The following is a 26955-nucleotide window of genomic DNA, read 5'->3' as shown; positions in this document are numbered from 1 at the left end:
CCAACTCATGCCGATAAAGCTATCACAAATACCACCAATTCGCTCCAAAACGCCCCTGAAATACCACTAAACTTTTTGTCCTATCTGCCGTCCGGATCTGGGCAGAACCAACAACACTGCGATTGCTCTCAACTGTAGTAACGCTCCACTTTCCGGCTTCGGATAAAATCTTCTACTTCTTCGATCCGCTCTGCCATCTGGCACTTTGGCAGGGCTTCCAGAACATCGCTCCGGTACCTGCCTTTTTTCGCTGCCCGGTAGTCTAAAATAGACACAACGCAGGTGTCCTGCTCCGTTCGGATTGCCCGTCCAAATCCCTGCCGCAGCTTCTTCTGCATATCCGGGACTACGATGGTCTGGATGTAGGATTCCAAGGATCGGTACTGCTCTCTCTGTGCTTCATGGATAGGGTCCGGAACAGAAAACGGCAGTTTTACGATGATCAGGGAGGATACCATGTCCCCCGGAAAGTCCACACCTTCCCAGCAGGAGCCGGCTGCGAACAGCACTGCATTTTCCATCTTTTTAAATCTTGCGATTTCTTCCTGGGAATTTCTCCATACCTGCACCATCGGGAACGGGATCTGATCCTGCAGGAGCTTCTGCACGTTTCCCATCAGGGTGTAAGATGTGAACAGTACCAGCGTATGCCCGTAAGTGGAACACACCAGATCGCGGATCTGTCCGGCAAGCTGCTCGGCTTCTTCCCTGCTTCCCTTTTTCATAGGTCTTAAATGCTCCGGAATGTAAAGCAGGCAGTTCTCCCTGTAACAGAATGGGGATTCTGCCACGCACTCCCGGATACCTGTTTCTTTTTCCAGCCCGGTCATCTGTCTGGTCCTTGCAAAACCGTTCCCGGCTTTTAAGGTCCCGCTGGTTAAGATCGCCGGGAATCCCCGGCTCCATAAAGTCGAATCCAGATACTTCGGGATCTCCCTGTTGACCGCCATAAAGGTTAAATGTTCCCGGCTGTCCTGCTGTAAAAATAAAATATACCGCTTGTCGTTCTTTAAGAACCAGCCAAACAGCTCATCCATCTCTTCCAGTCGCCGGAAGATCCAGTAAGGAATGTTCCCGGCAAGCCTTTTGATCATAAGCTGAAGCCTTTCCTTCGTCTGAGCCAGAAGGGGGCCAGCCCCCGGTGGAAAATAAAAACTTTCTTTTCCAGCCATGTCCTCTGTGCCATCTTTCCGGTGCTTTCGAATCTCCATCTGAAGAGCAGCAAACCATTCCTGCAGCCGTTTCCCTTCTGTACCTTTATGCTCCCTGGCTAAGAAATAACGGATCTCCTGCACATCTTCTTTTCCAATGCTTCTTCCATACATCTGGCTGGCAGCTTCCGGGAGCTTGTGGGCCTCATCCACAACCAGAGCCCTGTAATCTGCCAGAAGCGGCCGGTACCCATTTGCCCGGTGCATGGCATCTGCCAGAAGATAATTGTGATTGCAGATCTGTAAAAAAATGTCCTCTTTCCTGGAAATATCCAGATGCTTCTGATAACGGCATCCTGCTTTCCCCGGACACTCTCTGGGGCAGAATTTCGGTACGCACACCAGCCTGCGGTCAAAACCGCTCAGGTTATGTACGGAATCTAAATCAAAACTATGCCGGAGGGACTTCAATGCCTCCATCTGTGCCTGATTTTTATTCTTGTCCCGGACTGCCTCTAATCTCTGGGCCAGCCTGTAATCACATACAAAATGTTCTTTTCCCTTGCGGACAACCGCTTTTAATTCTTCCTGAAGCAGACCTGCTTTTAACAGTACGTCCGATAAGAAAGGAACATATTCCTCTATGATGGCTTTCTGTAAGGCGATACTGGAAGTGGATACCACTACAGGCCGCCTGTCACATCCCGAATAACCGGAATGCAGTACACTATATTTCCGCATCAGGATGCAGGCTGTCAGATAGGCATAGGTCTTTCCGATGCCGACTCCTGCATCACAGAGCGTGATCTCATTTTTCATAAGGGCATCCAGCATTTCATGGCAGAGACGGATCTGTTCTTCTCTTACGTGAAGCCCGGCTTCCGGAAGAAGTTCTCGGAAGATCCTTTCCACCTCGCCATGCGCCCTTTTCTGATATTCATTTTTATAACACATTACTTCTCCTTGCCGGGAAGCTTATCTTACCGTATCCTTACGGACGGATCTGACTGCTCCCGGTACATTCTGTCCCTGTTCTTGCATTTTCTTTATGGCAGCATTCCCTCTTGCCATCATCCTTCGGATATCTGTCCGGGAAACATTCCATGTCTTTACTTTCTGAGGAGCTTTCCTCACCTGCTCGGACAAATGTCTTTCACAGAGTTTCGGATAAACCACCATTGCTTCCGGTAATTCCAACGGATACTCGATCATGGGATGGTACACAATATCCCTTACCACCTGCTCATAGCATTTCATCTGCATTCTCGCCGTACTGTCCTGGTAGATATTTTTCCCTTTCATGGCACTGTAGACCTGTGATGAAACATATCCCAGCGTTTCAAAACTACAGTATCCATAAGGAGTTACACCAGAAAGGGAATCCGGATCTTTTAAGGCATTCAGATATACTTCTTTTCCCTGGGCGATCAGCCACATCTGAAAATCGGAAAATCCGTCATCACTGCACCCGGTTTCCATCATAATACCTGCCGCTGTCCATAAGCCGTACTTATAAGCCGCATCCCGGTAACTGTAAACAAGATTGTGGAATTGCAGAATATCCTCAGGTGTCATATAGAAAAGCTGCTGCTTGATCCACACTGCCGAAGCATCCAGATCGGTGCCGCACACTTCCTTTGCTTTTTCAATCAGACTCCAGAACTGATCCTTGCTCATTCCACTTCTTTTTGTTTCTTCCATCTTTTCTCCCCTTAATGTGACGTTAATACCACAAGAATACGGCTGTAGTTTCCCACAGCCGCATGGTATCTGATATCAACGACACACTTCTTCATTGATTTCTGTTATTTTATCTTGCTGTTCCGCATTTGACCTCGCACCCCCGGAACTATCCTGCATTTAGGAAAGGGGACACTACAGGCGGGCGGCTGGCCTGCCGCCTCTCACAGATGTCCTGGGGGTCTTTCTGATTACAACCCGGAGTCCATCTTCCGCTCTTTGGCTGGTAACGTGTATCATTATCCCCCGTCCGTGATCCTGGCGAAAGGCTGCCACCGCCTTATTCACAGCTATGCTTCCTCGCTCCAAGTCTAAGAATCTTTACCCTATACTTAATCATGGCGCTCATGCTGTCACGCTTCCACGGTTGGGAACGTACCTGTAGTGCCGATATTCACTTGCCAAAGAACAGCAGAAGGATGTCCCTCTGCTTACTAGCCGATGGCAGTGTATTTTTTTATTCACTTCACAAAAAAATTTTTTATCGTGCTTCCCCGGATCTGTTTTTCTTTTTTCCCTTTGCCGTATTCTTCTGCTGTGTATCGTTCTTCTGGCTTTCCTTCTGTTCTTTGGCTTCTTCCGGCGGCATTTTCATCACATGAAGTTCCCCGTTAAACAGGGTAAAAACTTCCGGTGACTGATATTTTTCTTTAAACTTTTCAATCTGCTCCGGTGTCAGCGAAGTAAAATCATCTTCTGTCAGTCCTACCACAAGGAATGTTCCGGCAATGGCATCATAGACCTGTCCACGGTCATCGTACAATGCACGATTTAACGGTAATCCTTCAAACTTTCCATTGCCGTTTAAAAGGATTCCAACCTCATCTTCAAACGGATAGGTCATTTCAATGTCACCACCTACCGCCTGCTGCAGATTCTCCAGCTCATTCGGGATATTCTTAACATAGGGTGCTTTCATCGGCTCGACTACCAGCACTGTCATCATATCTTCCTGCATTTCAGACACTTCTTTCTCATCCATCGTATCAATCCTCCTGTCTGTTCGTTCTGATAATCAGCCGATGACCCCCTTTTGTTTTATTCAAATTTCATGGACTTTTTAATCTTCTCCCGTAACCTCCGCAGTCTTGTATAAACCGTCTGCTCCGGCAGTTCCATGTGATGGCTGATCTCTTTTGGTGCATATCCCATCATCTTCAGGACAATCATCTGAAGAGTTTTCTTGTCAGTCGATAACAGGATCTGGAGCAGTTCCTCATTTTCCACGGTATCGAGCAGGGCTTCCACACTCTCTGGCTGAGACTCTCCTGATTCTTTTTCTTCCAGAAGCAATTCCATACAGTCCAGAAGCGCAGTCTGATGTTCCCGGAATCTCCGCTCTGCGTTAAAATCGTTCCAGTCATACTCCCGGAGCTTTCGGATCGTCTCTTCATCCACACCCTGCTCTCGCAGGAGCTTCTCTTCCTCTGATTTCCACTGGTTCCATCTATATTCTTCTCTTGCTTTATTGTAAGCCACTTTTATTTTCCTCCGATCTGAATTTTTGCGAAATCAAATCGGAGTGTGGCGGTGACCTAGCTCGTTCTTCCTGTCTACAGGAATGCCCGGCATCTCTGCTGTCTCCCTGCAAACACGGATCTCCTTTGTAATCATATCTTTACAAAGGCACAGTGTATCGGACGCACCTGTCAGCTAACGGTCAGAAAACTGTCAATTGACGGTCAGTTTTTATCACCTTCTTTCCAGAATAAATAAAATAAAACGAATAATCTTTTTACGGATCATTCGCCTTACTGCTGTTCGTTTTCTTTATTCAATTCAAATTTGTAACCTATATCCCTGACACTAACGATGCAATTTCCGGCACCATCTTCAACGATATTCAGCTTTTTTCTCAATCGCTTTACCAGACACCAGATGATATTTTTAATATCACCAATAGGATAATCTTTCCATATAATCTGATAAATTTGTTCATATGTATAGATTCTCATAGGAGCCGAAGCCAATAAGTACAGAAAATCATATTCTCTTTTATTGAGATTCAATTCGGTTTGACTCCAATATGCTTTATACAATTCTCTGAATATAAGCAATTTTCCTTCTCTGATGTTTAATTCTTTTTTCTTATCTTCTGCTTTTCTTGCCCATTCTAAATATCTTCGAGTTAACGAAAAAATATGCAGTTCTAATTCTTCTTTTCCAATGTTAATATCAAATACAGAATCTGCACCTGCATGTATAAGAGTCTTTTTATGCAGCAACGGATTTTCTGTTAAAGCAATAACCGGCGTATATGTGATTATTCTTATTGTTGAAATTATTTCTGCGGTAAGATCCAGAGAATCAGTACTGCCAATTACTATAATATCGAAATGAAATAAACTCAATTTCTTCAGGCACTCATAAACAGTGGATACATAGCATGATTTTATTTGTTTTTTGATTTCAATGTGCATATCCTTTTCCGTATAGAACAGGATACTATGGTCGTTATCACGCATATATATTTTCTTTCAGAAGTTATTCGTCAGTACACTATGCCTTTTCTTTAAAAAACATAATGTTGATCAATCTCAGCACATGATTATATGCCCAATTTACAGGAACACTTCCTAGAATCAAAACCATCAGTAAAGAAATCAGAAATAAACTTCCCACATTCAATAACAGCGGTATTTTTAAGATCTGGAAACTGTTCATTGCAATCTGCATCGGATAGTGGAAGAAATATATTCCCATTGTTCTTCGCCCGCTTCCAATAAAAGTAAGAAACAAATTTCTGTCAGGAATAATTGCAAGTAACGAAAATATCATTAAAAACGAGGCTAAATATGTAAATAACCGAATAAGCATTCCTTCCATCTCACTGATATTACTTGCCCTGTAGGAATGATTTCCCCTGAATATATCTACCGGAAGATTATTTCCCAGCATATATGCTGTCATCAGATACAGCAAAATCAGAGTCAGACTCATTAAAATCCATTTTCTCCTGAAGTTTCTTAATACTGTGATATATTGGTTTTTCCATAAATATCCAGCTACAAAAAACGGAAAAAACACAACTATTCTGGAAGCTGACAGGTATGTGGAAAATTCATTTCTTGTTCCGGCCCACAATGAAAATATAATACTTAGTGGAACAATAAATCTTATTCTTCCAAAAGCCTCTATGGTAAGTCTGTAAACAAATAGTGCCAATACATACCACATAACGGTTCCGGAAGGGCGCAAGATATCATAATCCATGTTATAACCAAGCCATACCTTGACTGCCCATGTAAAACTATATCCCAGAATATATGGAACCAACAGGTTCTGAATATTTTTCAGTACATTTTGTTTGCTTTTTGACAAAAATCCTGAAACAAAAATGAAAGCTGGCATATGAAAAATCGTGATAGCATACCACAACTGACGCACTGCCGGATTCACTTTTACAAGCTGAAATGCAATAATATGATTAAAGACTACCAGAAAGATCAAGATAACTTTTATATTATTGATCAGAAAAAAATATGGTACTCCATGTTCCTTTGATTTTATATTTTATTCACCCCCTAATATAGAATGATCGGATATCCACCATCAATCGCATTGTATATCACTTCTGCCTGATCGGGCGGCAGATTTATACATCCATGACTTCCGTTTGTTTTATATACGTCTCCTCCAAATTCAGGCTGCCAGTCCGCATCATGCAGTCCCTGTCCATATACAAACGGCATCCAGTATGTAACCGGAACTTCATATCCATAAATATCACTGGACAGTGTGAATGGACTTGCTTTGTAAGCAATCGCATAAGCACCTGTATAAGTTGCACGGTCTTCTGTTGGAAGTCCGCTGATTATGTCTGTGTCTGTCACAAGTACTCCGTTTTTATACAGCCAGAGATGCTGCTGTTCCAGACTGACTTCTATATAGCTTCCATTCAGATCATCTGTTCCATTTCGTGACAGACCTTCTTTTTCATAAATTGGTGAACGCTGAATGGTTGTTCCGCTTTGCAGATCTGCGCAAAGCTGTTCGAATTCAGCATCCTGGTCAATGCGGAAGCCATACTCATTATTACTTATTGTTACAGTCTGACCATTGGATGTATAGAAAGATCTTGGCACATATATTGTGTTGTATTTACTTGCCAGACTTTCTATATACGCTCTGACTTTATCAGAGTCAATTTCAACTTTATCCCCTGAAATGACCATCCAGGAATTGATCGTTGCAGAATCAATTGTTTCTGTTACATCACCAAACAGATACGTAATTGAAGTATTATTATATTTTTCTATATTCGTGTTTAGTTCTGATAAACGACTGAGCAGTTCTTCAGATGATGCCGTAACAGCAGCCTGACTGTATGTATTTTCATTTATATCTACAGAAATCGCCTTTCTGAAAAAATCCTCTTCCAGATTTCTTTGGATACAATCGGATGTGTACTGCAATAATCGGTTTGGATCAATCTGATTGCCCTGCACTGCATCAACAATAATAAATTTTTTGCTTGTATCGTCATATTTTATATAGGCATCTTCAGAATTGATTCGCTCTGTATCTGCTGTAAAATGCTCCGCTGAGAGTGTCTCAGATAATCGGTTATCATCCCTGACAACTTCATATGGAATTTTCCAATCTTCTCTGGGCTCAAATATTGTTCTTTTCTTCCATATTTCTTTCTTCAGTTTAAACAGTTCTGTTTCTAATGTCTGTGTATTAAGCGAATATCCCAATTCTCTTAATGAAACCGTATAAACACTCTTTCCATTCTCATAAAAAGAAACCGTTTTATCTTCAAAAGCCGTATTTATTTTTTCTGTTGCCTGATCCGGTGTGAGACGGGATACATTCTGTCCATAGACAAATGTTTTACAGCCCATTGTCTGTGTATCTGTTACGATCTCGTATGCGACAAATCCCACGGTCAAAACGATCATCAGCAGGATGCTTATAGATAAAATGAATTTTAACTTCTGCTTCCGCTTCCCTTTTCTGTTTGTTAGTTGTCTTTGTTCTCCTCTCTTCTTTCGTTCACTCATTTTCAATGCTCCTTTTATCTCCCCATATTTTAATTTCATACTGCTATTTCGGTAATTCTATAGAAAAAACAGTCCCGTTTGTTTCATCACTGGATGCCCATATTCGTCCATTATGCCTTTCCACAATAGCTTTTGTAATAGAAAGACCAATGCCCATTCCTCCAGTCTTTGTGTTTCTGGATTTATCAACTCTGTAAAACCGTTCAAACAGATGTTCTAAAGCATCTTCCGGTATGATATTTCCTTTATTCTGAACCTGAATCAGGACTGAATCCGTCATCTGTTTATAAATAATGCGTATACTGCTTCCGGTTTCTGCATATTTGATTGCATTTGCTACCAGGTTTGTCATACACTGCTGAATTCTCTGACGGTCTCCACACAACATATCTCCCGACCTGGTACATAGTGTCAGTTTCAGATTTTTTTCCTGTAGTTTCGGTTCAAAGTTCCAGCATAATTTTTCACACAAGTTGCTAAAATCAAATGATTCCAAACGCAGCGGTTCTCTTTGATTTTCCAGTACATATAATTCCTGCAGCTGACGGACAATATGGATCAGTCGCAGAATTTCCTCATAACAGCTCTCCAATCGTTCAGTTGTCGGTTCCCATATTCCATCCAGCATCGCTTCCAGATGCAGCTGCAGGTTGGTTAACGGTGTCCGAAGCTCATGAGCCACATCTGATGAAATCTGACGTTTTTGTATTTCTTCTTTTTCCAAAGCGGCAGACATTTCGTTAATTGCAGTTATTAAACTCTGCGTTTCTTCTATGGAGCTCTTTTCCTGAATCTGTACCCCGAATTTTCCTTTTGAAATCTCAGCCGCAGATCTGGTAACATCAGAGATTGGTTTTGTCAGTTTTTTTGACATAATAACACCAAGTATAACTGCTACAAAAATAAATATACCGGACAGTAAAATCAGAAATCGATTCAATGTTCCCAAAAGTCGGATTTCTCCATCTGTATAAGAATACGGTCCATAATATCCGATTGTCAGTTTTCCGGTCTGAACTCCATCTAATTCAAGCAAATATTCTTTTTCCTGATAGGAACCTTCAAATTTAATATAACGACTGTGCATATTACTTTCTGCATGTTGAAGTGTAAGCTGACATTCCTCTTCCTTATGTGTCCGGATATCCCAGTCTAATTCACCATCCAGCGTCTGAAGCCGTACCAAAAGGCCATTTTGTAAAGCTGCATTTCCAATAATTTCAACCCCTGTCGTTTCATATTTTTGTTTGTCTTTCTGATAAACTTCTTTCATTTGTTCAACGACAGTACGCATTTTTTCATCAAGCTGTTCTTTTGCATATCCGCTGAACACATTTTCCATGGAAACTGTATAAAATAGCGCCAGAGATAAAATAATAACAATGGAAATAAAAGAATACGAAAATATAAGCCTGCCTTTTATTGTTTTCATCTTTGCTCCTTATGGTACAAATTTATATCCAACACCATATATCGTAACAATATATTGTGGTGATTTTGGATCTGGTTCAATTTTCTGTCTGAGATATTTTATATAAGTATCAACACTTCTGTCATATCCATCAAATTCATCTTTCAAAGCAAAATCAATAATTTGCTCTCTCGTGAATGCACGTCCCGGTGATTTTACCAGCAATTCAAAAATATTGTATTCCGTAGGTGTAAGATGAAGTTCTTCATTATTCTTTTTTATACTGTGTGCCTGAAAATTAACATCTAAATAATCAGTTCCAATTTTCAATATTTCCGGCTGGCTTCTTTCCACCCGTCTTAATACTGCCTCCACCCTTGCAATAACATTTCTGGGACTGAATGGCTTTACAATATAGTCATCTGCACCGCATTGCAGTCCTGCGATCATGTCACTTTCATCCACTCTTGCAGTAAGCATAATAATCGGAATATCTTTTTTCTGATGGATAACCTGGCACACTTCTTCTCCCATAATATCTGGCAGCATTAAATCAAGCAGAATCAGATCTGGTGTCTCTGTTTCTGCCAGCTTTATGGCATTTCTTCCATCATAGGCGACAACGGTCAGATATCCGGCTTTTTCCAGATAAGCCTGAAGTACCTCTGTGATTTTTTTCTCGTCATCTACAATTAATATTTTTTTTGATTGTTTCATAAGTTCACCTTCCGTATATTTTTTATTTCACTTTAACGTTCTGTATTCTTGCATGGTAATCCTGTCATCCAGAATTTTAAGAATGATACCGGAAGCATATATGATTCTTTCCATATTTTTCTTTAATGCTCCTATCGTAAGGATATTCGTTTCTTTTTCAAAATCCACAAATTCTACACCATATATTTTTCGGATTTCCACACAGATCATTTGTGCAGATGTTCCGACTGGTAAATATAACAAGAAAAACCTTTTTTCCATTTTTCACACCCATTCATTAACACTCGAAAAACAGTGCATTTATAATTCGTTTTTTTGCCAAATGCACTGTTTCTCTATTTTATTCTGTCACAGAAATATTCCCGGATAATGCAGAATCATATAATTTCAGATCTACATTTCCATCCGCTGAATCGACAATATACATTTTCACAAGTGGAAGTATTTTATCCATTGTTTCCAGTAAAAGTCTGTATTTCGTTGTATCTTCCGAATATATTTTTGAATTATTTTTATATTCTGTCAGCATACTTAAAAACTTCTCAGTATCACCAGTTGCTTTTGCAATCTGTTCTTCTTTATATGCTTCCGCATTAGATATCAATGCACTTGCGTCCGCTCTGGCCTGAGGAATCAGACTGTTATAATATCCATTTGCTTCATTGATAGCTGTTTCTTTTTCTTCTTTTGCAGTTGTTACATCCAGAAATGCTGCTGATACTGTATCCGGCGGTACAATTTCCTGAATATTAAATGCTGTGATCTGAATTCCCGTATCATACCTGTTCAGTTCTTCCTGTGCAAATTTCAGTATCTCATTCTGTGCAGCAGTCTTTTCTGTACTTAAAATATCATCAACCGCTGTATTTGCCATCAGCCTGACAAGTGCTGCCTCGACACTGTATCTTACCAGCTGTTCATTATTTCCATTTACATTATAAAGAAATTTTGCTGCATCACTGACTTTATAATGAACAATTGCCTGTGTCGTTATAATATTTTCATCTCCTGTTAAAAGCTGAATCGCCTGTGGTTCTTCATCTGGCTGGTGAATATGTTCCGGCAGTGACATTCCAACATCTGCTCTTCGAACTTCTGAGACATTAACCTTCTGTACTTCATCTATTGGCCATGGAAGCCTGTAATGCAGACCTTCTCCTACAGACTGGCTGCTGATACTGCCAAATCTTCTTACAACAGCCTGTTCACCTGGATTTACTATATAAATTCCTGTCAGAAAATAGATTGCGACAATAGAAATCCCCATAATACCAATTATCTTTTTAGGATTAATATGTCCGAATGCACCCTTAAGATCTTTTACCACTTCATTTTCATGCGGCATTTTAATTTTCTTTAATCTGGAGCAGAATCTCTTTTTCTCAGGTTTTTGTGTTTCATCACTTTTTGAGGTGGATTTTATTCTTTTTAATGGTATTTTCATTCAGCATTCTCTCCTTCCGCCCCATCTGTGCTTCCACTTAAATATTTTAGTATCTCTGCTGTTGACGGCAAAATCAGTGTTGTGTTACCATCTATTGTTTTCTCATAAGTTTCCAGTGTACGGATAAATTCATAAAACTCAGGATCTTTTTGGTATGCTTCTCCATAAATCCGAATGGCCTCCGCATCACCTTCACCTTTAATCTGCTGTTCCTGCTGATATGCCTCCGCAAGAATCAGCTTTTGTTCTTTTTCTGCATCAGCACGTATTTTAGCTGCCTCTTCACTTCCTTCTGCTCTGTATTTCTGCGCCATCTGCTCACGTTCAGCACTCATTCTGTCATAAACACTCTGCTTGTTGGCTTCTGGAAAATTTAATACACGAATCTGTGCATCCACAACTTCAATGCCATATTCTGCTGCTTTTTCTTTGGCATAGGTAACAGCATCTGTTATCACCGTATCAAGCTGCAGTTCTTCTGCATTGGTATTTACCAGCTGGTCCAGATTGTACTTGCCAAGCTGGACACCCAGACTGGAAGAGAAAACATCTGTAAGTCTGGCTTCTGCTCCGATCTGATCTTTCACCGTTTTCAGATACAAAACAGGATCTGTTATTTTCCATGCTCCATAATAATCTAATGACACGCTTTTCTTATCTAATGTCAGAAGTTCTATGGAATTAGTCTGATATACCTGAACTCTCTTATCCAGCTTCTGCACAGACTGAACCGGATCTGGAAGTTTTACTTTCAGTCCAGGATTTTCACTTACATTTACAGGATTTCCGAATTGCGTTACAACTGCATATTCAGTTACATCCACTTTATATACCATTAAAGTTGCCACAAAAAGAATTGCTATAAGCCCCGTTCCGATTACTACTTGTTTAGGTATTTTTCTCAATTTGCATTATCCTCCTGGTTTCCTGAATTTGTATTATTTCCAATCCAAAGTTCTGCATTATTCACATTTACATCCGCACCAAGCAGAAGTTTCTGTGCATCCGGAAGTACTTTTTCCATCGCTTCCAGATATAAACGGAACTTTGTTACTTTTTTCGATTTAGAGTACGCATTTTCTTTTTGGGCAAATAAAGCAGCATCTCCTTTGGCTGTCTGAATTTTATCTTCTTTATAACTTTCAGCCTCTGACACAATCTTATATGCATCAGCATTTGCCTGTGGTACTATCGTATTTTTATAAGACAGTGCTTCATTTATGTAAATGCTCTTATCCTGCCTTGCAGTCGCAAGATCCTGAAAACTGGATAATACACTTTCAGGTGGATCAGCCTGGATAAGCTGAACATTCACAATCTCGATTCCTGAGTCACTCTTGTTTAATGTCTGACTGAGTGAATTCCTGGCAGCAGTTTCCATCTGTTCTTTACCATCTGTTAAAATATCATCTATTTTACTGGTTCCGACAATCTGGCGAATACTTGTTGACGCAGCTGACTGTATCAGGGTATCTATATTATTCACATTTAGTAAATATGCCGTTGCATCATTAATTCGATAATGCACTGATAAATTTATATTTACCAGATTGGTATCTCCTGTAAGCAGTTCCTGAACGCCTGTTTCAACTCTCTGAACTTCACCTGTATTTACGATTGAAACTTCTTCAATTGGACTGGGTAGTCTGTAATGAATGCCAGGTGAAACATCCCTGGTAATTCTTCCAAATCTTCTGACTACACCTTCCTCATCCAGTTTTATGGTATAGATTCCAGATAACAAATATGAAATGAGCATTACAGCACACATACCTGCTGCCATCTTTTTATTTTCATGAAATCCATGATTATGATGTCCATGTTCTTCCACCGCATCCGGGTGCATCAATGCCCGAATATTTTCGGTTAAAATTTCATATCCGGAAATCATCAGAAGAACCATTGCTACAATAGCTGCCAGTTTATCCAGATCCGGCATTCCAAACAAAGAACCAACTACGCCCACTAACACGGCAATCCCACAATACATATCCATTTTGGAATGGTATCCATCTGCTTTAAGACTTTCCGATCCGGTCTGCTCGCCAACATAAATCTTGTACCGTGCCATAAAATAATTAATCACAACACCGACAAAAGCTCCGGCTGCAACAAACGGAACATATTTTAATTCTGTCTGTTCTCCACTGAGTGCATCAGATAAAATCTCAATTCCCATATAAAAAATGAATATTGATACAAAAATTGCCAGGATATGTTCCATTTTTCTTGATATATTTCTTGCTTTTTCTCCACAGAATCTTGCAATCATAAGTCCTGCAAATACAACACTTGTTACAAATAAATCGGTGAAAGAATGGTATGCATTTGCCGCAAGACCAATACTCCCCGAAATATCTGCGAGAAAGAATCTCAGGATAATCAAAATGATATTTGCAATGATTGTCACTAAAATTGTTTTTTCTTTTCTTCCCATCATTAATTACTCCTATGTCTCTGTTAGCATCTTTTTCAGGGTTCTGTCATAAATCTTTAGATCCGCATCATTTAGGATCTGTTGTGATAACTCTTCTGAGAGTTTATCATGTGCCTGTTCATTTAAATGACTTTTTATTGCATCTGACAGTTCCTCTAATGGTTTTAACTCTTCTGCAGATTTGCTTCTTACCAGCAAAATATAAAAAGCATTCTGGTATTCGATCACATTACTGAATTCATTTTCATTTAAAGAAAACGCTGCTTCAGCAAGTGGTTCAGCCAAATGATTTTTGTAGATTTGGCCCGTTATCTGTCCACCATTCTCAGCTGAAGTATCTTCAGAATATTGTTTTGCCACTTCAGCAAAATCTTTACCTTCTTTTAATAACCCATATGCTTCTTCGGCAGAAGTCTTTGCCTGCCCTTTCTTTTCGCCATTTTCTCCCTGACTGATCCAGATCAGACTCAGCTCTACAGAGGCCGGTGTCACCAGAGATTCTTTATTCTCTTCGTAATACTGTTTGATCTCTTCCTCTGTAGGTTCATCCAGATTTGTATCTACTGTTTCCTGGTGCATCACCTGATAAAGATACTGAACCTGAAGTTCTTCAAAACTGTGGCTGTTTTCTCCATCATCCGCACCATCAGTACTTTTTTCCAATAACAATTCTTTGGCAATCATCTGTTCTACCAGTTTCTTTTTTTCCTCAAAAGTAGAAAATTTGGAACGATATTCTTCTGATAATTCCTGAAATTCTTTATAAAAGTCACCCAGTGTATAACGTCTGCTGTGAACCACAAATAAAGTGTCATTTTTTCTTGTTGTATATTCTTTATCTATATTTTCCTGTAACAAAATGTTCTCAATTTCTTTTGTTACCTCGGATAATTTTTTTACCCCTCCTTCTTTTTTCTGATTTACTTTTATGATACTAATACTTCCATCTTCATTTTCTATCGGTTCGCTGATTTCACCTTCTTTCATAGTGGCAATTGTTTTTCCCAGTTCTGTATCCGAAGACAGGTCTATCGAATTTTTGAATACCTTCTTATCTTTGCCAAAAGAACCTGCTATATTTTCGAGACTTTCTCCGGAACGTATTTTTCTTACTGCTTCTGTAGCAGTATCCATCTTTCCGTCCGCAATTTTTATTTCGCTGTAATCCGCAGAAGCAGACGTTTGATATTTTTCTTTATTCTGTTCATAGTAATCAGAGATTTCTTCTTTTGTTGGTGTATTAACTTCCAATACGTCATAATTCACCTGTAATCCTGATGTTTTTTTCAACTCCTCAAAGTATGTTTCAAAAAAACTTCCATCTTTTTCAGAGGCAAGTGTCTTTCTGATTTCTTCTTCTGACTCATCCAGGCTTTTTCCTTTGAATTTATCCTGATTTTCTGAATAGTACTGCTGAACTTCTGTCTTGGAAATTGACTCAGGAGATACATTTTCTTCATGAAGCTGCGACATATACTGTTCAACTGTTGCATCGTTCAACAGATCTTCCATATTATGCTGAACTTCTTCCCTGCCAGTGATTCCCTTTTCTTTGGCCCAGTTTAAAATCATTTGTTCAGAAGCCATTTTAGATACCATTTCCTGATATCCTTCTAATGAATCTACAGGATGTACTTCGCACTCTTCCGTTGCATCACACTTTGAATGGTCATAACCATGTGTTGGGCATAGCATATGCTCTCTTTCTTTTGCACCTTCTACGGCAATAAAATTTTTTAGTTCTTCTATTGTTATTTTCTGCTCATTATAAGTTGCGACAACATCCGGAGCCGGTGGCTTTGGCTCCTGTAACACTGGCAGGCTGTGATATATGCCCAGTGCCGCCCCGCCCAGAGCCATTGCTCCAAATACCCCCAGTGGCCATCTCCTTCTGGTACGTCGTTCTGGTACAACCATTACCTCATGTTCTGGTTCTGACTCTTCCTCCTCGACGGATTCCATCATTTCACCATGCCCCGGCACTTCTTCCTGCTTATCTTTAGTTTTTTTCTCCTTTTTCGTATTTTTAAATCCCATAGCATGTAAAAAGTCCGACAGCACTGTTTCTGATTCTATCTCGTTATTCAGATCACCATCCTTTCCCTTTTGTTCCAGTTCATTTTCATCATCCTGTACCCGCGGTATTTTGTCATTTTCTGCCATTTTACATTCTCCTGAAATGCCTAAATATTTTGCAGGCACAGTATAAAGAAAAGTTATGGGAAAATTATGGGGATTTACAGAAAAAGTGGCAGCCTGCGCTGCCACTCCCTTTGTCGGATCACCATATATTCTATAATTCACATATATGTTCCAGACCTGTATCAATAATCAGGCGAACATGTTTATCTGCAAGACTGTAAAATATCAGTTTTCCTTCCCGTCTCCTCTTTATTAAGCGGTGTGCTTTTAGAATATTTAACTGATGCGATACGGATGATTCTGACATATCTAGTTCTTTGGCAAGACAATTTACACATGTTTCTTTTTCGTGGAGGGCAAGTAAAATCCTGATTCGTGAAGTATTTCCAAAAATTTTAAACAGTTCTGCTACAGAATACAGTTCATTTTCATTCAAATATGAAATCCCCCAGTTATCCAATATATTCTACAAATTCTTAACATGTAAGGTTCTGATTGCATTTAAAATTGCAAGAACCATTACTCCCACATCTGCAAAAATCGCAAACCACATATTCGCAATACCTAATGCGCCAAGAATCAGGCAGGCAAATTTTACTACTAAAGCAAAAACAATGTTCTGATATACGATTCCAAGACATTTTCTTGAAATTCTGATTGCTTTTGCGATCTTGATCGGATCATCATCCATTAAAACAACATCTGCAGCCTCAATGGCAGCATCACTTCCCATTGCTCCCATTGCAACTCCTATGTCGGCTCTGGAAAGTACCGGAGCATCGTTGATGCCATCACCAACAAATGCAACCTTTCCCTTTGTTCCTTTTCTGGATTCCAGAATTTTCTCAACTTCGTCAACTTTGTCTCCTGGCAGAAGTTCACTGTGTACTTCATCAACCCCAAGATTTGCAGCCACCTGATCTGCCACTCGTTTTGCATCTCCGGTAAGCATGATTGTCTTTTCAACACCTGCTTTTTTCAGAGCCTTAATCGCATCTTTTGCATGTGGTTTTTCCACATCCGAAATTACAATGTGACCAGCATAACTTCCATTTACTGCAATGTGGATTATGGTACCTACACTATGGCAGTCTGAATAAGAAATACCCAGTTTTTTCATCAATTTGCTGTTTCCGGCTGCAACAGATGTTCCATCTACCTTTGCCAGAATACCATGACCGCTGATTTCCTGTATATCACTGACACGGTTCCTGTCAATTTCTTTTCCATATGCGCGCTGCAGACTCTTGCTGATCGGATGGGAAGAAGAGCTTTCTGCCAGTGCTGCATACTCCAGAAGCTTTGCTTCTTCCATTGTGTTATGATGAACGCCGTTTACTTCAAATACACCCTGTGTCAAAGTACCTGTCTTATCAAATACTACAACCTTTGTTTTTGACAGAGTTTCCAGATAATTAGAACCTTTTACCAGGATTCCTTCATGGCTTGCACCACCAATTCCGGCAAAGAAACTTAACGGAATGCTGATTACAAGCGCACATGGACAGCTAATTACAAGGAAGGTTAATGCTCTGTAAATCCAGGAACCCCATTGTGCCGGAAGTCCCATGAACAGACTTCGAACAACCGGCGGTAAAATTGCCAGTGCCAGTGCTGCGATACAAACTGCAGGGGTATATACCTTTGCAAATTTTGAAATAAAATCTTCTGATTTTGATTTTCTGGAACTGGAATTTTCTACAAGCTCCAGAATCTTTGATACGGTAGATTCTCCAAACTCTTTTGTTGTTCGAATCTTAAGGACACCCGTCATATTGATACATCCACTGATCACTTCATCTCCGATATTTGCTTCTCTTGGGAGGCTTTCACCCGTCAGAGCGCTGGTATTCAGTGAAGAATTTCCCTCTGTTATGATTCCATCCAGCGGAACTTTTTCGCCCGGCTGGACAACAATAATACTGCCAATTTCCACTTCATCCGGATCTACTTTTTCCAGTTTTCCGTCTTTTTCAATATTCGCATAATCCGGACGGATATCCATCAGCGCACTGATGTTGCGACGGCTTTTTCCAACGGCATAGCTCTGAAACAATTCACCGATCTGATAAAATAACATAACAGCAATCGCTTCATTATAATCACCGCTTTTTTCATAAATAGCCAGTGCGATCGCACCTACCGTTGCCACTGCCATCAGAAAGTTTTCATCAAAGATCTGTCCATTAATGATTCCTTTTATCGCTTTTCTTAAAATGTCATATCCAATGATCAGATATGTGGCCATATAAAGTGCCATCCTCGGCAAGCCACTAATCGGAGCCAATGAAAGTCCGATTAACATTGCTGTGGCTATTAAAATTCTGATCAGCATAGTTTTCTGTTTTTTTGTCATAATGTTGTCCCACCTTTTTATTGAACATATGATTATTTTTTCATATATTATTTGAAATATACGCCCCAAAATATATCCTATTCCGGGGCGATTTGGTTTTATAGTCTTTATTAACTTTCAGGAACAAGGGAAACTTTTATCTATCAGATAAACACTTCACAGTCAGGTTCTACTTTTTTGCAGGCTTTCACAACACTTGCCATAACTGTTTTCGGTTCCTGCCCTTCTTCAAATTCTACGATCATTTTCTGTGTCATAAAATTAACCGTTGCATTTGCAACTCCGGCAGTTTTCTTTGCTGCATCTTCCATCAGGTTTGCACAGTTTGCACAGTCTACTTCAATCTTATATGTTTTCTTCATAAATAGAAAACTCCTTTCTTTTATTCAAGTATTAAGCACTTGTTTATTTGTTATGATTGTAGTATAATCGCATCATAAAGGAGTGTCAACACACTTTGGTTTTCTTCTTCCAAACAGAACCAAACATCTTCCAAATGGAACAATCTCAAAAGAAAAGGAGCCTGATTATGACATCTGAATTTCATTTACCCCATAACCATGAGGAAAAAAATGTGGAAGAACTTCTTCCTCAGCTTTCTAATGCAGAAAACTTTGGAGCTGCTGCCGATATCTTTAAACTTCTCGGAGACACCAGCCGTTTACGTATCTTCTGGCTGCTATGTCACTGTGAAGAATGTGTCCTCAATATTTCTACATTGATGGGTATGACAAGCCCGGCGGTATCTCATCATCTGCGTCTTTTAAAATCAAACGGTCTTGTAACCAGCCGGCGAAATGGAAAGGAAGTCTGCTATAAAGCATCCGATACAGAACAGAGCCGCCTGCTGCATCTGAGTATTGAAAAAACACTTGAAATAACCTGTCCATCCAATACACGCTAAAGAAAAGAGGTTTCAATTTATGGCTGTATATGATCAGAATTTAATTTCACAGGAATTACAGGATATTCCATATGGAAATATAAGGATTGTAGGAAAATCATCTTTAAATACAGATATCTTTCCACAAAAAATAAATTTTCAATCCAAAATAAATGGCACAGGAAAAGCAACCATTCTTCCACTCTTCCCCGGATGTTTTATGACTTTTTTTACTTTCCGGGCAACCAGTCTTTCCGGATATCATCCGGCATATGAAGCTCTGATCCAGATTGATTTTTGTCAATATGGACGTTTAGAATGGGAACTGGAGCATTCCAGCCATATTTATCTTGGCAGCGGGGATCTGTCTGTTCATCGTATGGATAACTGTGTACACTCTACTCTTTGTTTTCCTTTAGGTTACTACAAAGGTATCTCCCTGTTCATAGCTCCAGAATATCTGGAACATACACTTTCTGAATATTCATTAAAAAAAGGTATTTCTGATCTGTCCTGGATTACTGATCTTTGCTATGATAAAAATTTCTCTGTCTTTTCAGGAAATGAGCAGATCGGACATCTTTTTTTCGGTATTGATAAAATATCTTCTAAAATCCAGAACGATATATGCAAGTTAAAAGTTCTGGAACTTTTTTTATACCTAAGCACACTCCCTGATTCCCATGCAAAAACACCTTCCTCCTATCCGTCCGAGCAAACGGAACTGATCAAAAAAATACATGAATATATGATGCAGAACCTTGGAGAACGAATCACAATCGACCAATTATCCAAACAGTTTCTTGTCAATACCTCAACATTAAAAGAGGTATTCAAGGCAGTATATGGTGGTTCCATTGCCGCACATATGAAAGAACATAGATTTAAAGAAGCTGCCAGATTGCTTAAAGAAACAAATGACAGTGTCTCCCAGATTGCCAAATGTGTTGGATACGAAAGCCAAAGTAAATTTTCTATTGCTTTTAAAGAAATATTTCATGTATCGCCATCTGAATATCGGAAAAGGTAAATATCATTCAGACTCTTTAAACAGTCATTGACATCTTCTACTTCAGATGGTATTATCGCTAATAGTTGAACAACTATTCAACTTAATACAAAGAGGTTTTATCATGAATAAATATTATCCAGATATCGACAGGTGTGATTGTTCCAGCATTCACGAAAATGTTGTTTCAGCAGTCCGTCAAAATATGGGGGACGAAGATAAGTTTTTAGATTTAGCAGATACTTTTAAAATTTTCAGCGACTCTACAAGAGTAAAAATATTATATGCATTAATGCAGGCAGAAATGTGCGTATGCGATATTTCCGTATTACTTGGAATGTCTAAATCCTCAGTCTCTCATCAATTGCGTATCTTAAAACAATCAAATTTGGTTAAATATCGAAAGGCAGGAAGAGTTGTTTACTATTCTCTGGCTGATGAACATGTAAAATCAATTTTTAACGAAGGCATGATTCATGTATGTGAACAACCCCGATGACAGGGATTATGTTGTATATATTTTATATGCAGCATATCCCTTACTTTACCGCTTAATAGTTGAATAATTGAACAACTATAGTCAAAATAGTAATCACATAATTGGGAGGAAAAAGATGTATAATCAAAATCAGTCATATCAAAAATTAGAACAAAATTTAATTGATGTCATTTTAGAAGAACAGGCCAAACTTGGATACAGAAAAGAGGCAATCCAGTTATATTATCCGCTTGGCTCATTAAATCATTTTTTCAACAGCAGTGATTCTGCAGATAACATGGAAAAGAGGCTTAATAATTTTCCTGCTTTTGTAGCCAACAGGTTCGGAATTATCAGATTCTCTCACGAAGGTGACCGCTTCTGTTTTTATCTTGCACCGGAGGCATCGGAATACGTCCATCAGAACAAGGGAGAAAATGTATTTATATTTGAACTTGTAGGGCTGTTGCAAGAAGAAACTACAACGCTCAACAGTGTTATTACTTTTTTTAGAAAATGGGACAGCAACTGCATTGTAAAAGAAATGGATAATGGCGAATTTGATGTCCTTATTATGTTTATTGACAGAGATGATCCTTATTATTACTGCTTTAAAGACGAAGGATGCCATGTCATATATCACAGATTTCTTCCGGCAGATTATGCGGATTTTGGATTTTGAAATTTATGAAATATCTATCTATTTTCTGATTTCCCATATTTTTACCACATTATTATTTTATTCTTATCCCTGCAAGTTCAAAAGATGCCGTTTAAACCTCCGGGTACCCAATTTTTTAAACGGCATCGTCTAACAACAATTCTGTTATAGCAGATTTATATAGATATCTCCCCTTTTCCAGACAGGCATATAATAATGCTTTGTCTGGAAATTTGGTTTTAAGCAAAGAAATCTTATAATATGGCTATCAATTAATCAGCCCATAACCCATAATTGTATTGTCATTTATATTATAATTTCTCTGGGCAACCATATTGCTGGTGTTTCCTTCTACTGTATAAATGACATTTTCCTCTGTTTTCTCCACGATTCCCACATGGTCTGAGGTTCCGTCCCCATTCCAGTCAAAAAAGATCAGGGTTCCAGGTGCTGGCGAGTATCCCCGGCTCTTCCATTTTCCCTTACTCTGGAACCAAGCAATTCCATCATCGCACAGGGAAAACTTCGGCATCTTGCCGCTCTCGATCAGTCCGGTCTGATCTCCACACCAGCTGGCAAAGCAGGCGCACCATGCCACATGACTGTCAAATCCATACCACGACCAGAACTTCTGGCCTCCTTCGTTTCCAAGCTGGGTAAGTGCCACGGATACGATCTGGCCGTTACCTCCAAACAGGCCGGCAAACAAGCCACCACTGGAATAATACCGCAGGACATGTGGAACGTACTCTGGATCTCCATAAGCACTCCACCCATGCGAAGCTGCCTGCTCATTAGAAAACTGCAGGGCATTTTCTGCACTGTAGCCGCCATACTTCCGTATTGCCCACGTTATGTATCCGTTGCCGTAGTTATATCCTTGCAGGGACAGTTTCAGCTTATCCATATCCTGTGGACTGGTGCATCCGGCTTCCTTCAGGCAGTCCGCATAATACTGGATTCCTACCTGTATGGAATAATCTGCATCCTGGATGGCATTGGGGCTGTTAGAGTACCGGGTGTTGTATGGGCACTCACTGCTCTGCATGGGATCGGTTCCCCGGCCGCCGGATTCCTGCATCATGATCGCCTGTATCACGGAAACGTATTCGGGGATTCCATATTGGTTGGCATATTTCTGGATGGTTGCAGTGTAGGAAAGGACTTCCTGGCTGAGTGCTTCGTTGCTCTCTGAGCTTCCAGAGAACGCCGCACCGCCTATGATTCCGACTATGATGACCAATAAAAGAACGATCACTGCTCCGGCGGCTCCCAGTGCAGCCACCATGGACTGTACGGTTTTCGCTGCCGCTTCCACGGCGGCCCTGGCTGCCTTGAAGGTATTCTCCCCTGCCCTTGCCGTTTTCTGTATCCGGCGGACTCCCTCGGAAGTCTGCATGGCTGCTTTCTTGGCTGCCTGTTTCGCTGCCCTTCGTTCCATCTGCTTCTGCATCCGGACGGTCAGGGCATTGGAACTGGCTGCCCGGATTTTCTGCTCTGGCTGGACGCTGATCTTCGCAGACTGGGGAGCTGTCTTAATGGTACGCTTCTGCATGGTTTTTGGCTCCGGCTGTTTCCTTGGTTTTTCCTTGATCCGAATGGTTTCCGGCTGTTTCTGTCGGATGGCGGTCTGCCTTACTGTATCTTTTGCGTCCTTCTTCCGGCTCTGTTCTCGGATGGAGAACTGCTTCATTTCTGCTATCTCCTGCCCGTTCTGGATTCTCGGTGTCTCCCTGGCTGCACGGATCTTCTGTTCTTTTGTTTTGACGGCATCTGAAACCGCCTTTTGCCGCTGGGCTTTCTGGATCTGTACTTCCCGGATCTGTGCTTCCTGAGCTTCCCGACTTTTGATTTTCCCGTTTGCAGCCGCCTGTTCCCGGCTCTTCTGCCTGGGTGTGTCTCTGCTGGCAGAATCGGCAGCCTGCGTGTCCCCTGTTCCTCTGGCGGCTTCTTTCTCCGCTTCTTTTTCTGCTTCTTTTTTGCCAGCGGCTCTCTGTTTGATCTTCTCGTAGGAAGTCTGTGCTGCTGTCTTTCCGGCTCCGGTTACGGTTCTGCCTGTCTTTCTTGCAGCCCATTCCTCTGCGGATGTGACTTTCCCACTGGCATATTCGGATGGGGATTGTTCTCCCATATCATTGTCCCTGGCATTTGCGATGGTCTGGGATTTTTCCTTGCTCTCCAGTATTGCCGTCCGCATCAGCTCCTTGGGGATTCTGGAGGCAGGATTTTTGGTCTTTGGTTTTGTTGTGACTTCTTTGGTTTTGATATCCTTCATCTCTCACCTCCAGTCCCGGCTTGTACCGCTCTTACGCTTCGCCCGGCTTGGTCGTCATCAGGCGGTACAGTTTTGTATTTCTTGGAAACGAATTTTCAAACGGCACCAGATTCCCGGAACAGCGGATCAGTCCATGTCCGGCACCCACATTGGTGATGTAGGATAACTGGTTGTCTGAAATATTCAGAAGTGCCGCCAGCTCGTCCCGGTCGGTGGTGGCCTGATTCAAAAGAATCAGGAATTCACTGTTTGCCAGCATCAGACGGGCCGTATCAGATTTCAGAAGTTCCTCTACGTTCTGGGTAAGCCCGGTTACAAATCCGGAATACTTACGGATACGCTTGTACAGACGGTAGAAAAAGTCCGCACTGTATTCGTAACGGAACAGCAGATAAAACTCATCTGCAAAGATCCATGTCGTTTTTTCCTTCTTCCAGTTCTGGATCACACGGTTGAAAATCGAATCCAGCGTGACCAGCATGCCAAGGGGCATCAGCTGTTCGCCCAGCTCCCGGATGTCATAGTCGATGATACGGCTCTTCGTGTTGACATTGGTTTCCTGGGCAAAGGTGTTCAGACTGCCATTGATAAACAGTTCCGAAGACAGGGCCAGCCCTCTGGCTTCTTCCTCCGGCTGAAGCATGAGCTGTCGGTATAAATCCTTCAAGGTCGGCACCTGCCCTTTGTAACCGCCCCTCATATAATCCCGGTACACATCGGCAGTGCAGCGGTCGAGGATGGATTTCTCCTTTGCCGAAAGGTTTCCGGCTCCGACAAGCTGCTCAAACAGGGACAGGATAAATTCCGACTTCTCAATCAGAGGGTTTCGGTCATTGCCATAGGCAGAGTCCATGTCCAGTGCATTCAGATGGGTATCCGAGGTTGCCGAGATCCGGATAACCTCTCCGTTTAAGGCTTCCACAAGAGAAGCAAACTCTGACTCCGGATCGAGGATGAGGATGTCATCTTCTGTGGAAAGGGCAAGGTCTACGATTTCCTCTTTTGCCGAGAAGCTCTTGCCAGAGCCGCTGACACCCAGTCGGAACGAGTTGCCGTTTAACAACTTCCTTCGGTCTGCCACCAGCATATTTTTGCTGACTGCATTCTGCCCATAATAGATGCCGCCCGGCTGCATGATCTCCTGGGTATGGAACGGAATGAGGACGGCAGTGGACTCTGTGGTAAGGGTTCGCACGGCATCGATTTTCCGCAGGCCATACGGCAGGACGGTATTCAGTCCATCGACCTGTTGCCATTTCAGGGTTGCCATCTGGCAGAGGTGCTTTCTTGCAATGGAATACAGGGTTTCCGTGTCGGAGTCCAGTTGTTTCTTGCTGTCTGCCATATGTACCATTGTCAGGATGCCGAACATCATCCGCTGGTCCCTGGTGGTCAGGTCGTCCAGCATCTCCTTGGTCTCTTTTCTCTGCAGCTCCATATCATAGGGAACCACGGCAGAAAAGTTATTGTTTGCATTCTGGCGTCTCTGCCAGTTGGTAACGTTGGTCTCTACGCCCAGCAGTCGGTTCTGGATCTCACGCACCGCTTCATCGGTCGGTACGGGGATGATATCAATGGACAGCATCAGGTTTCTTCCAAGGCTGCACAGTTCGGAGATCATCTCATCCTTTACATAGCTGGCATAATCTTCCATGAAAAGGACTCTGCCGTACTGCTCACCCAGTTTGAAATGGTCATTGTGGAATTCCATCGTGTCCGGGCAGATCCAGTCTTTGAAGCTGTGTCCCTTTTTTGCAAAGGCTTTCATGTCAAATGGAAAGCTCTGCGGAACATCTGCCTTGAAAAAGTCCCGGAAGATCTGGAGCCTCTGCTCTGCATCCAGTTCTTCCCCGATGGAGGACAGCTTGGCCAAATGGGTGATGATATCCGTTCCCACACGGGCAAAATAGGTTCTGGCTTCATCGATATTTTTCTTGTGGACGCTGACGGTCAGATAGCGTTCCTGATAGATGCTGTTGTTGGTACCGGAGATCTTGGACAGGAGCATGTCGTTGTACTCCTTCCGGTATTCATCCAGCCCGTCCCCTTTCATCGGAATCAGCAGGGACTGCTCAAACTCTTCCTTATTGATCTTGCGGTTGTTCAGGGTGATCTTCGCCGTACAGCCGGAATCCAGTGCATTTAAAAGCTCGGAATAATCCAGAAACATTTCCGTTTTGTCCGCTTTGCTGGCAATGGAATAGTTGATATCCGTAAACCGGAATGTCCGGGAAAATTTATTCTCTACCTGAAAAATCCCATCCGGCCAGATCTTACGGATGGGGATCGCCTGCTGGACAGACCTCGGTACTTTAAATTTTTCTTTGTCCTGTTTCAGTGTCTGACTCAGGGTTTTAATCAAAGGCATCACCCCTTCCTTTTCGCTTCTTTGGTTTCTTCTGTTTCGTCCGCTTCTTCTCCAGAAGCTCCATTCCGTTTCCCATCATTTTTTCCCCCAGCCGCAGGCTCTCTTCCATGCAGGAAAAGTACAGGTTCTCTGATTTGAATACCAGCCGTTTCGGATACAGCAGTTCGGATTTGATGACTGCCCATGCAAACTGTTCTGCCGTCATGCCGTGGTAACGAAAAAAGCCGCAGGCTGCAAAGGGAGCCGCCCCAAGCACACACAGCCATCCGGTTACCTGTTCCCCGGCATACTTTCTGGTGAGAAAATAAATCCCAAGGGCTGCCAGGATCGCCAGTACCGAAAAAAGGCACTGCCGGAAACTTAAGCCCCAGAACATTGACTCCTGATAGTCTCGGATTTCTTTATTCATTTTCACTTCCATGTCATTTTCTACCTTTCTCTTTGTGATCTCTGTTTTTTCTTTGTTTTCTGTTTTGGTGCATCCCCTTGCTGGATGCCATTTCTTTCCATAAATCTTTTTGTTCCTTCCGGATCAAGCTCTGCCAGTTTTTTCAGGTCGAATGCAACCCTCTGGAAAATGCAGTAACCGGATGATGCGGTATCCGACTGTATCGTTCCCAGCTTATGCTGCTTTATAAAACGAAGCTTTTCTTTGCTGAAATTGTGGTCGATATAGGCTTCATTGATACCTCCCAGCGGAGCAAAGGGCAGGTTTACCGTAAGGTCTGCAAAGCTTTCCGGGCATCTATCTTCCATGTGGTAAAGCCCGATATAGAGATTGTCATCGTTCATGTAACTGTCTACCCGGAGAAATAATTCCTCCCGGCCATACTGCCAGTCGTAGCTCAGTGTCTTTGGTTCTTCCATTTTTTCGCCT

General features: G+C 41.5%; 25 protein-coding genes. 4 read left to right on the top strand and 21 right to left on the bottom strand.

The window, feature by feature from the left end; all coding sequences use genetic code 11:
- Positions 1-128: 128 nt before the first annotated feature.
- The 17 genes from ACTQWB_RS07795 to ACTQWB_RS07715 form a co-directional block, all read right to left on the bottom strand.
- Positions 129-2105, bottom strand: coding sequence for an ATP-dependent DNA helicase (locus tag ACTQWB_RS07795; protein ID WP_441038420.1), 1977 nt, complete (start codon positions 2103-2105; stop codon positions 129-131).
- Positions 2106-2126: 21 nt separating this feature from the next.
- Positions 2127-2852 (bottom strand): DUF4240 domain-containing protein, encoded by a 726-nt coding sequence (locus ACTQWB_RS07790; protein WP_288788474.1) that lies wholly within the window; start codon positions 2850-2852, stop codon positions 2127-2129.
- Between the two features lie 520 nt (positions 2853-3372).
- Positions 3373-3873, bottom strand: coding sequence for a DUF3846 domain-containing protein (locus ACTQWB_RS07785; RefSeq protein ID WP_288788472.1), 501 nt, complete (start codon positions 3871-3873; stop codon positions 3373-3375).
- A gap of 56 nt (positions 3874-3929) precedes the next feature.
- Positions 3930-4370 carry an ECF-type sigma factor gene (locus tag ACTQWB_RS07780; protein ID WP_288788471.1) on the bottom strand — a complete coding sequence of 147 codons (441 nt, stop codon included), beginning with the start codon at positions 4368-4370 and terminating at the stop codon, positions 3930-3932.
- 272 nt (positions 4371-4642) lie between these two features.
- Entirely contained in the window at positions 4643-5356 is a 714-nt protein-coding gene (locus ACTQWB_RS07775; protein WP_288823629.1) for a winged helix-turn-helix transcriptional regulator, read from the bottom strand.
- 34 nt (positions 5357-5390) lie between these two features.
- Positions 5391-6353 (bottom strand): acyltransferase family protein, encoded by a 963-nt coding sequence (locus ACTQWB_RS07770; protein ID WP_288788478.1) that lies wholly within the window; start codon positions 6351-6353, stop codon positions 5391-5393.
- A 62-nt stretch (positions 6354-6415) separates the two neighbouring features.
- Positions 6416-7897 carry a L,D-transpeptidase family protein gene (locus tag ACTQWB_RS07765; protein ID WP_441038419.1) on the bottom strand — a complete coding sequence of 494 codons (1482 nt, stop codon included), beginning with the start codon at positions 7895-7897 and terminating at the stop codon, positions 6416-6418.
- Positions 7898-7940: 43 nt separating this feature from the next.
- Positions 7941-9329 (bottom strand): sensor histidine kinase, encoded by a 1389-nt coding sequence (locus tag ACTQWB_RS07760; protein ID WP_441038418.1) that lies wholly within the window; start codon positions 9327-9329, stop codon positions 7941-7943.
- Between the two features lie 9 nt (positions 9330-9338).
- Positions 9339-10025, bottom strand: a complete 687-nt coding sequence (locus tag ACTQWB_RS07755; protein ID WP_441038417.1) for a response regulator transcription factor — start codon at positions 10023-10025, stop codon at positions 9339-9341.
- 27 nt (positions 10026-10052) lie between these two features.
- Positions 10053-10235, bottom strand: coding sequence for a hypothetical protein (locus ACTQWB_RS07750; RefSeq protein ID WP_441501321.1), 183 nt, complete (start codon positions 10233-10235; stop codon positions 10053-10055).
- Between the two features lie 130 nt (positions 10236-10365).
- Positions 10366-11469, bottom strand: coding sequence for an FtsH protease activity modulator HflK (gene hflK / locus ACTQWB_RS07745; protein WP_441038415.1), 1104 nt, complete (start codon positions 11467-11469; stop codon positions 10366-10368).
- Positions 11466-12374, bottom strand: a complete 909-nt coding sequence (gene hflC / locus ACTQWB_RS07740; RefSeq protein WP_441038414.1) for a protease modulator HflC — start codon at positions 12372-12374, stop codon at positions 11466-11468. Before hflC ends, hflK (ACTQWB_RS07745) begins: the two co-directional genes overlap by 4 nt.
- Positions 12371-13909, bottom strand: coding sequence for an FtsH protease activity modulator HflK (hflK, locus tag ACTQWB_RS07735; protein ID WP_441038413.1), 1539 nt, complete (start codon positions 13907-13909; stop codon positions 12371-12373). The genes hflC and hflK (ACTQWB_RS07735) overlap by 4 nt, the downstream gene beginning before the upstream one ends.
- A 9-nt stretch (positions 13910-13918) precedes the next feature.
- Entirely contained in the window at positions 13919-16069 is a 2151-nt protein-coding gene (locus ACTQWB_RS07730; protein WP_441038412.1) for a peptidylprolyl isomerase, read from the bottom strand.
- Between the two features lie 130 nt (positions 16070-16199).
- Positions 16200-16484 carry an ArsR/SmtB family transcription factor gene (locus ACTQWB_RS07725; protein ID WP_270339489.1) on the bottom strand — a complete coding sequence of 95 codons (285 nt, stop codon included), beginning with the start codon at positions 16482-16484 and terminating at the stop codon, positions 16200-16202.
- 30 nt (positions 16485-16514) lie between these two features.
- A complete protein-coding gene (locus tag ACTQWB_RS07720) occupies positions 16515-18404 on the bottom strand; it encodes a heavy metal translocating P-type ATPase (RefSeq protein ID WP_270339487.1) in 1890 nt (629 codons plus the stop codon).
- Positions 18405-18547: 143 nt separating this feature from the next.
- Positions 18548-18766, bottom strand: coding sequence for a cation transporter (locus ACTQWB_RS07715; RefSeq protein WP_270339486.1), 219 nt, complete (start codon positions 18764-18766; stop codon positions 18548-18550).
- 167 nt (positions 18767-18933) lie between these two features.
- On the opposite strand from ACTQWB_RS07715, the gene ACTQWB_RS07710 reads away from it, so the two are divergent.
- From ACTQWB_RS07710 to ACTQWB_RS07695, 4 genes are all read left to right on the top strand, one after another.
- On the top strand, positions 18934-19308 hold the full coding sequence (locus ACTQWB_RS07710) for an ArsR/SmtB family transcription factor (protein ID WP_270339485.1): 375 nt from the start codon (positions 18934-18936) through the stop codon (positions 19306-19308).
- 199 nt (positions 19309-19507) lie between these two features.
- On the top strand, positions 19508-20317 hold the full coding sequence (locus ACTQWB_RS07705) for a helix-turn-helix transcriptional regulator (RefSeq protein WP_441134510.1): 810 nt from the start codon (positions 19508-19510) through the stop codon (positions 20315-20317).
- Positions 20318-20420: 103 nt separating this feature from the next.
- Entirely contained in the window at positions 20421-20795 is a 375-nt protein-coding gene (locus ACTQWB_RS07700; RefSeq protein WP_441038410.1) for an ArsR/SmtB family transcription factor, read from the top strand.
- A 115-nt stretch (positions 20796-20910) separates the two neighbouring features.
- Entirely contained in the window at positions 20911-21456 is a 546-nt protein-coding gene (locus ACTQWB_RS07695) for a DUF3877 family protein (protein WP_441038409.1), read from the top strand.
- 247 nt (positions 21457-21703) lie between these two features.
- Here ACTQWB_RS07695 and ACTQWB_RS07690 read toward each other — a convergent pair whose 3' ends face one another.
- From ACTQWB_RS07690 to ACTQWB_RS07675, 4 genes are read right to left on the bottom strand one after another with little or no spacing between them, the layout of a single operon-like run.
- Complete coding sequence (locus ACTQWB_RS07690) at positions 21704-23710, bottom strand: lysozyme family protein (RefSeq protein ID WP_441055907.1); 2007 nt, start codon at positions 23708-23710, stop codon at positions 21704-21706.
- Positions 23711-23741: 31 nt separating this feature from the next.
- On the bottom strand, positions 23742-26072 hold the full coding sequence (locus ACTQWB_RS07685; protein ID WP_441039827.1) for a VirB4-like conjugal transfer ATPase, CD1110 family: 2331 nt from the start codon (positions 26070-26072) through the stop codon (positions 23742-23744).
- Entirely contained in the window at positions 26065-26499 is a 435-nt protein-coding gene (locus ACTQWB_RS07680) for a PrgI family protein (RefSeq protein WP_441039804.1), read from the bottom strand. The genes ACTQWB_RS07685 and ACTQWB_RS07680 overlap by 8 nt, the downstream gene beginning before the upstream one ends.
- A gap of 8 nt (positions 26500-26507) precedes the next feature.
- Positions 26508-26945: a DUF4313 domain-containing protein gene (locus tag ACTQWB_RS07675; RefSeq protein ID WP_441039806.1), complete on the bottom strand. Its 438-nt coding sequence runs from the start codon at positions 26943-26945 to the stop codon at positions 26508-26510.
- Positions 26946-26955: the final 10 nt, after the last annotated feature.

Origin of the sequence: Blautia sp. HCP3S3_H10_2, assembly GCF_052122375.1 — a bacterium.
Lineage (GTDB): Bacteria > Bacillota > Clostridia > Lachnospirales > Lachnospiraceae > Blautia_A.
Note: the sequence above shows the minus strand (reverse complement) of the source record. Positions and strands in the feature narration are given on the sequence as shown.

Excerpts from the sequence above, each read along its gene's own strand:
- ACTQWB_RS07795 (WP_441038420.1), bottom strand. The coding sequence starts at position 2,105 with ATGTGTTATAAAAATGAATATCAGAAAAGGGCGCATGGCGAGGTGGAA.
- ACTQWB_RS07790 (WP_288788474.1), bottom strand. The coding sequence starts at position 2,852 with ATGGAAGAAACAAAAAGAAGTGGAATGAGCAAGGATCAGTTCTGGAGT.
- ACTQWB_RS07785 (WP_288788472.1), bottom strand. The coding sequence starts at position 3,873 with ATGGATGAGAAAGAAGTGTCTGAAATGCAGGAAGATATGATGACAGTG.
- ACTQWB_RS07775 (WP_288823629.1), bottom strand. The coding sequence starts at position 5,356 with ATGCGTGATAACGACCATAGTATCCTGTTCTATACGGAAAAGGATATG.
- ACTQWB_RS07765 (WP_441038419.1), bottom strand. The coding sequence starts at position 7,897 with ATGAGTGAACGAAAGAAGAGAGGAGAACAAAGACAACTAACAAACAGA.
- ACTQWB_RS07760 (WP_441038418.1), bottom strand. The coding sequence starts at position 9,329 with ATGAAAACAATAAAAGGCAGGCTTATATTTTCGTATTCTTTTATTTCC.
- ACTQWB_RS07755 (WP_441038417.1), bottom strand. The coding sequence starts at position 10,025 with ATGAAACAATCAAAAAAAATATTAATTGTAGATGACGAGAAAAAAATC.
- ACTQWB_RS07750 (WP_441501321.1), bottom strand. The coding sequence starts at position 10,235 with ATGATCTGTGTGGAAATCCGAAAAATATATGGTGTAGAATTTGTGGAT.
- hflK (WP_441038415.1), bottom strand. The coding sequence starts at position 11,469 with ATGAAAATACCATTAAAAAGAATAAAATCCACCTCAAAAAGTGATGAA.
- hflK (WP_441038413.1), bottom strand. The coding sequence starts at position 13,909 with ATGATGGGAAGAAAAGAAAAAACAATTTTAGTGACAATCATTGCAAAT.
- ACTQWB_RS07730 (WP_441038412.1), bottom strand. The coding sequence starts at position 16,069 with ATGGCAGAAAATGACAAAATACCGCGGGTACAGGATGATGAAAATGAA.
- ACTQWB_RS07720 (WP_270339487.1), bottom strand. The coding sequence starts at position 18,404 with ATGACAAAAAAACAGAAAACTATGCTGATCAGAATTTTAATAGCCACA.
- ACTQWB_RS07715 (WP_270339486.1), bottom strand. The coding sequence starts at position 18,766 with ATGAAGAAAACATATAAGATTGAAGTAGACTGTGCAAACTGTGCAAAC.
- ACTQWB_RS07710 (WP_270339485.1), top strand. The coding sequence starts at position 18,934 with ATGACATCTGAATTTCATTTACCCCATAACCATGAGGAAAAAAATGTG.
- ACTQWB_RS07705 (WP_441134510.1), top strand. The coding sequence starts at position 19,508 with ATGACTTTTTTTACTTTCCGGGCAACCAGTCTTTCCGGATATCATCCG.
- ACTQWB_RS07700 (WP_441038410.1), top strand. The coding sequence starts at position 20,421 with ATGAATAAATATTATCCAGATATCGACAGGTGTGATTGTTCCAGCATT.
- ACTQWB_RS07695 (WP_441038409.1), top strand. The coding sequence starts at position 20,911 with ATGTATAATCAAAATCAGTCATATCAAAAATTAGAACAAAATTTAATT.
- ACTQWB_RS07690 (WP_441055907.1), bottom strand. The coding sequence starts at position 23,710 with ATGAAGGATATCAAAACCAAAGAAGTCACAACAAAACCAAAGACCAAA.
- ACTQWB_RS07680 (WP_441039804.1), bottom strand. The coding sequence starts at position 26,499 with ATGGAAGTGAAAATGAATAAAGAAATCCGAGACTATCAGGAGTCAATG.
- ACTQWB_RS07675 (WP_441039806.1), bottom strand. The coding sequence starts at position 26,945 with ATGGAAGAACCAAAGACACTGAGCTACGACTGGCAGTATGGCCGGGAG.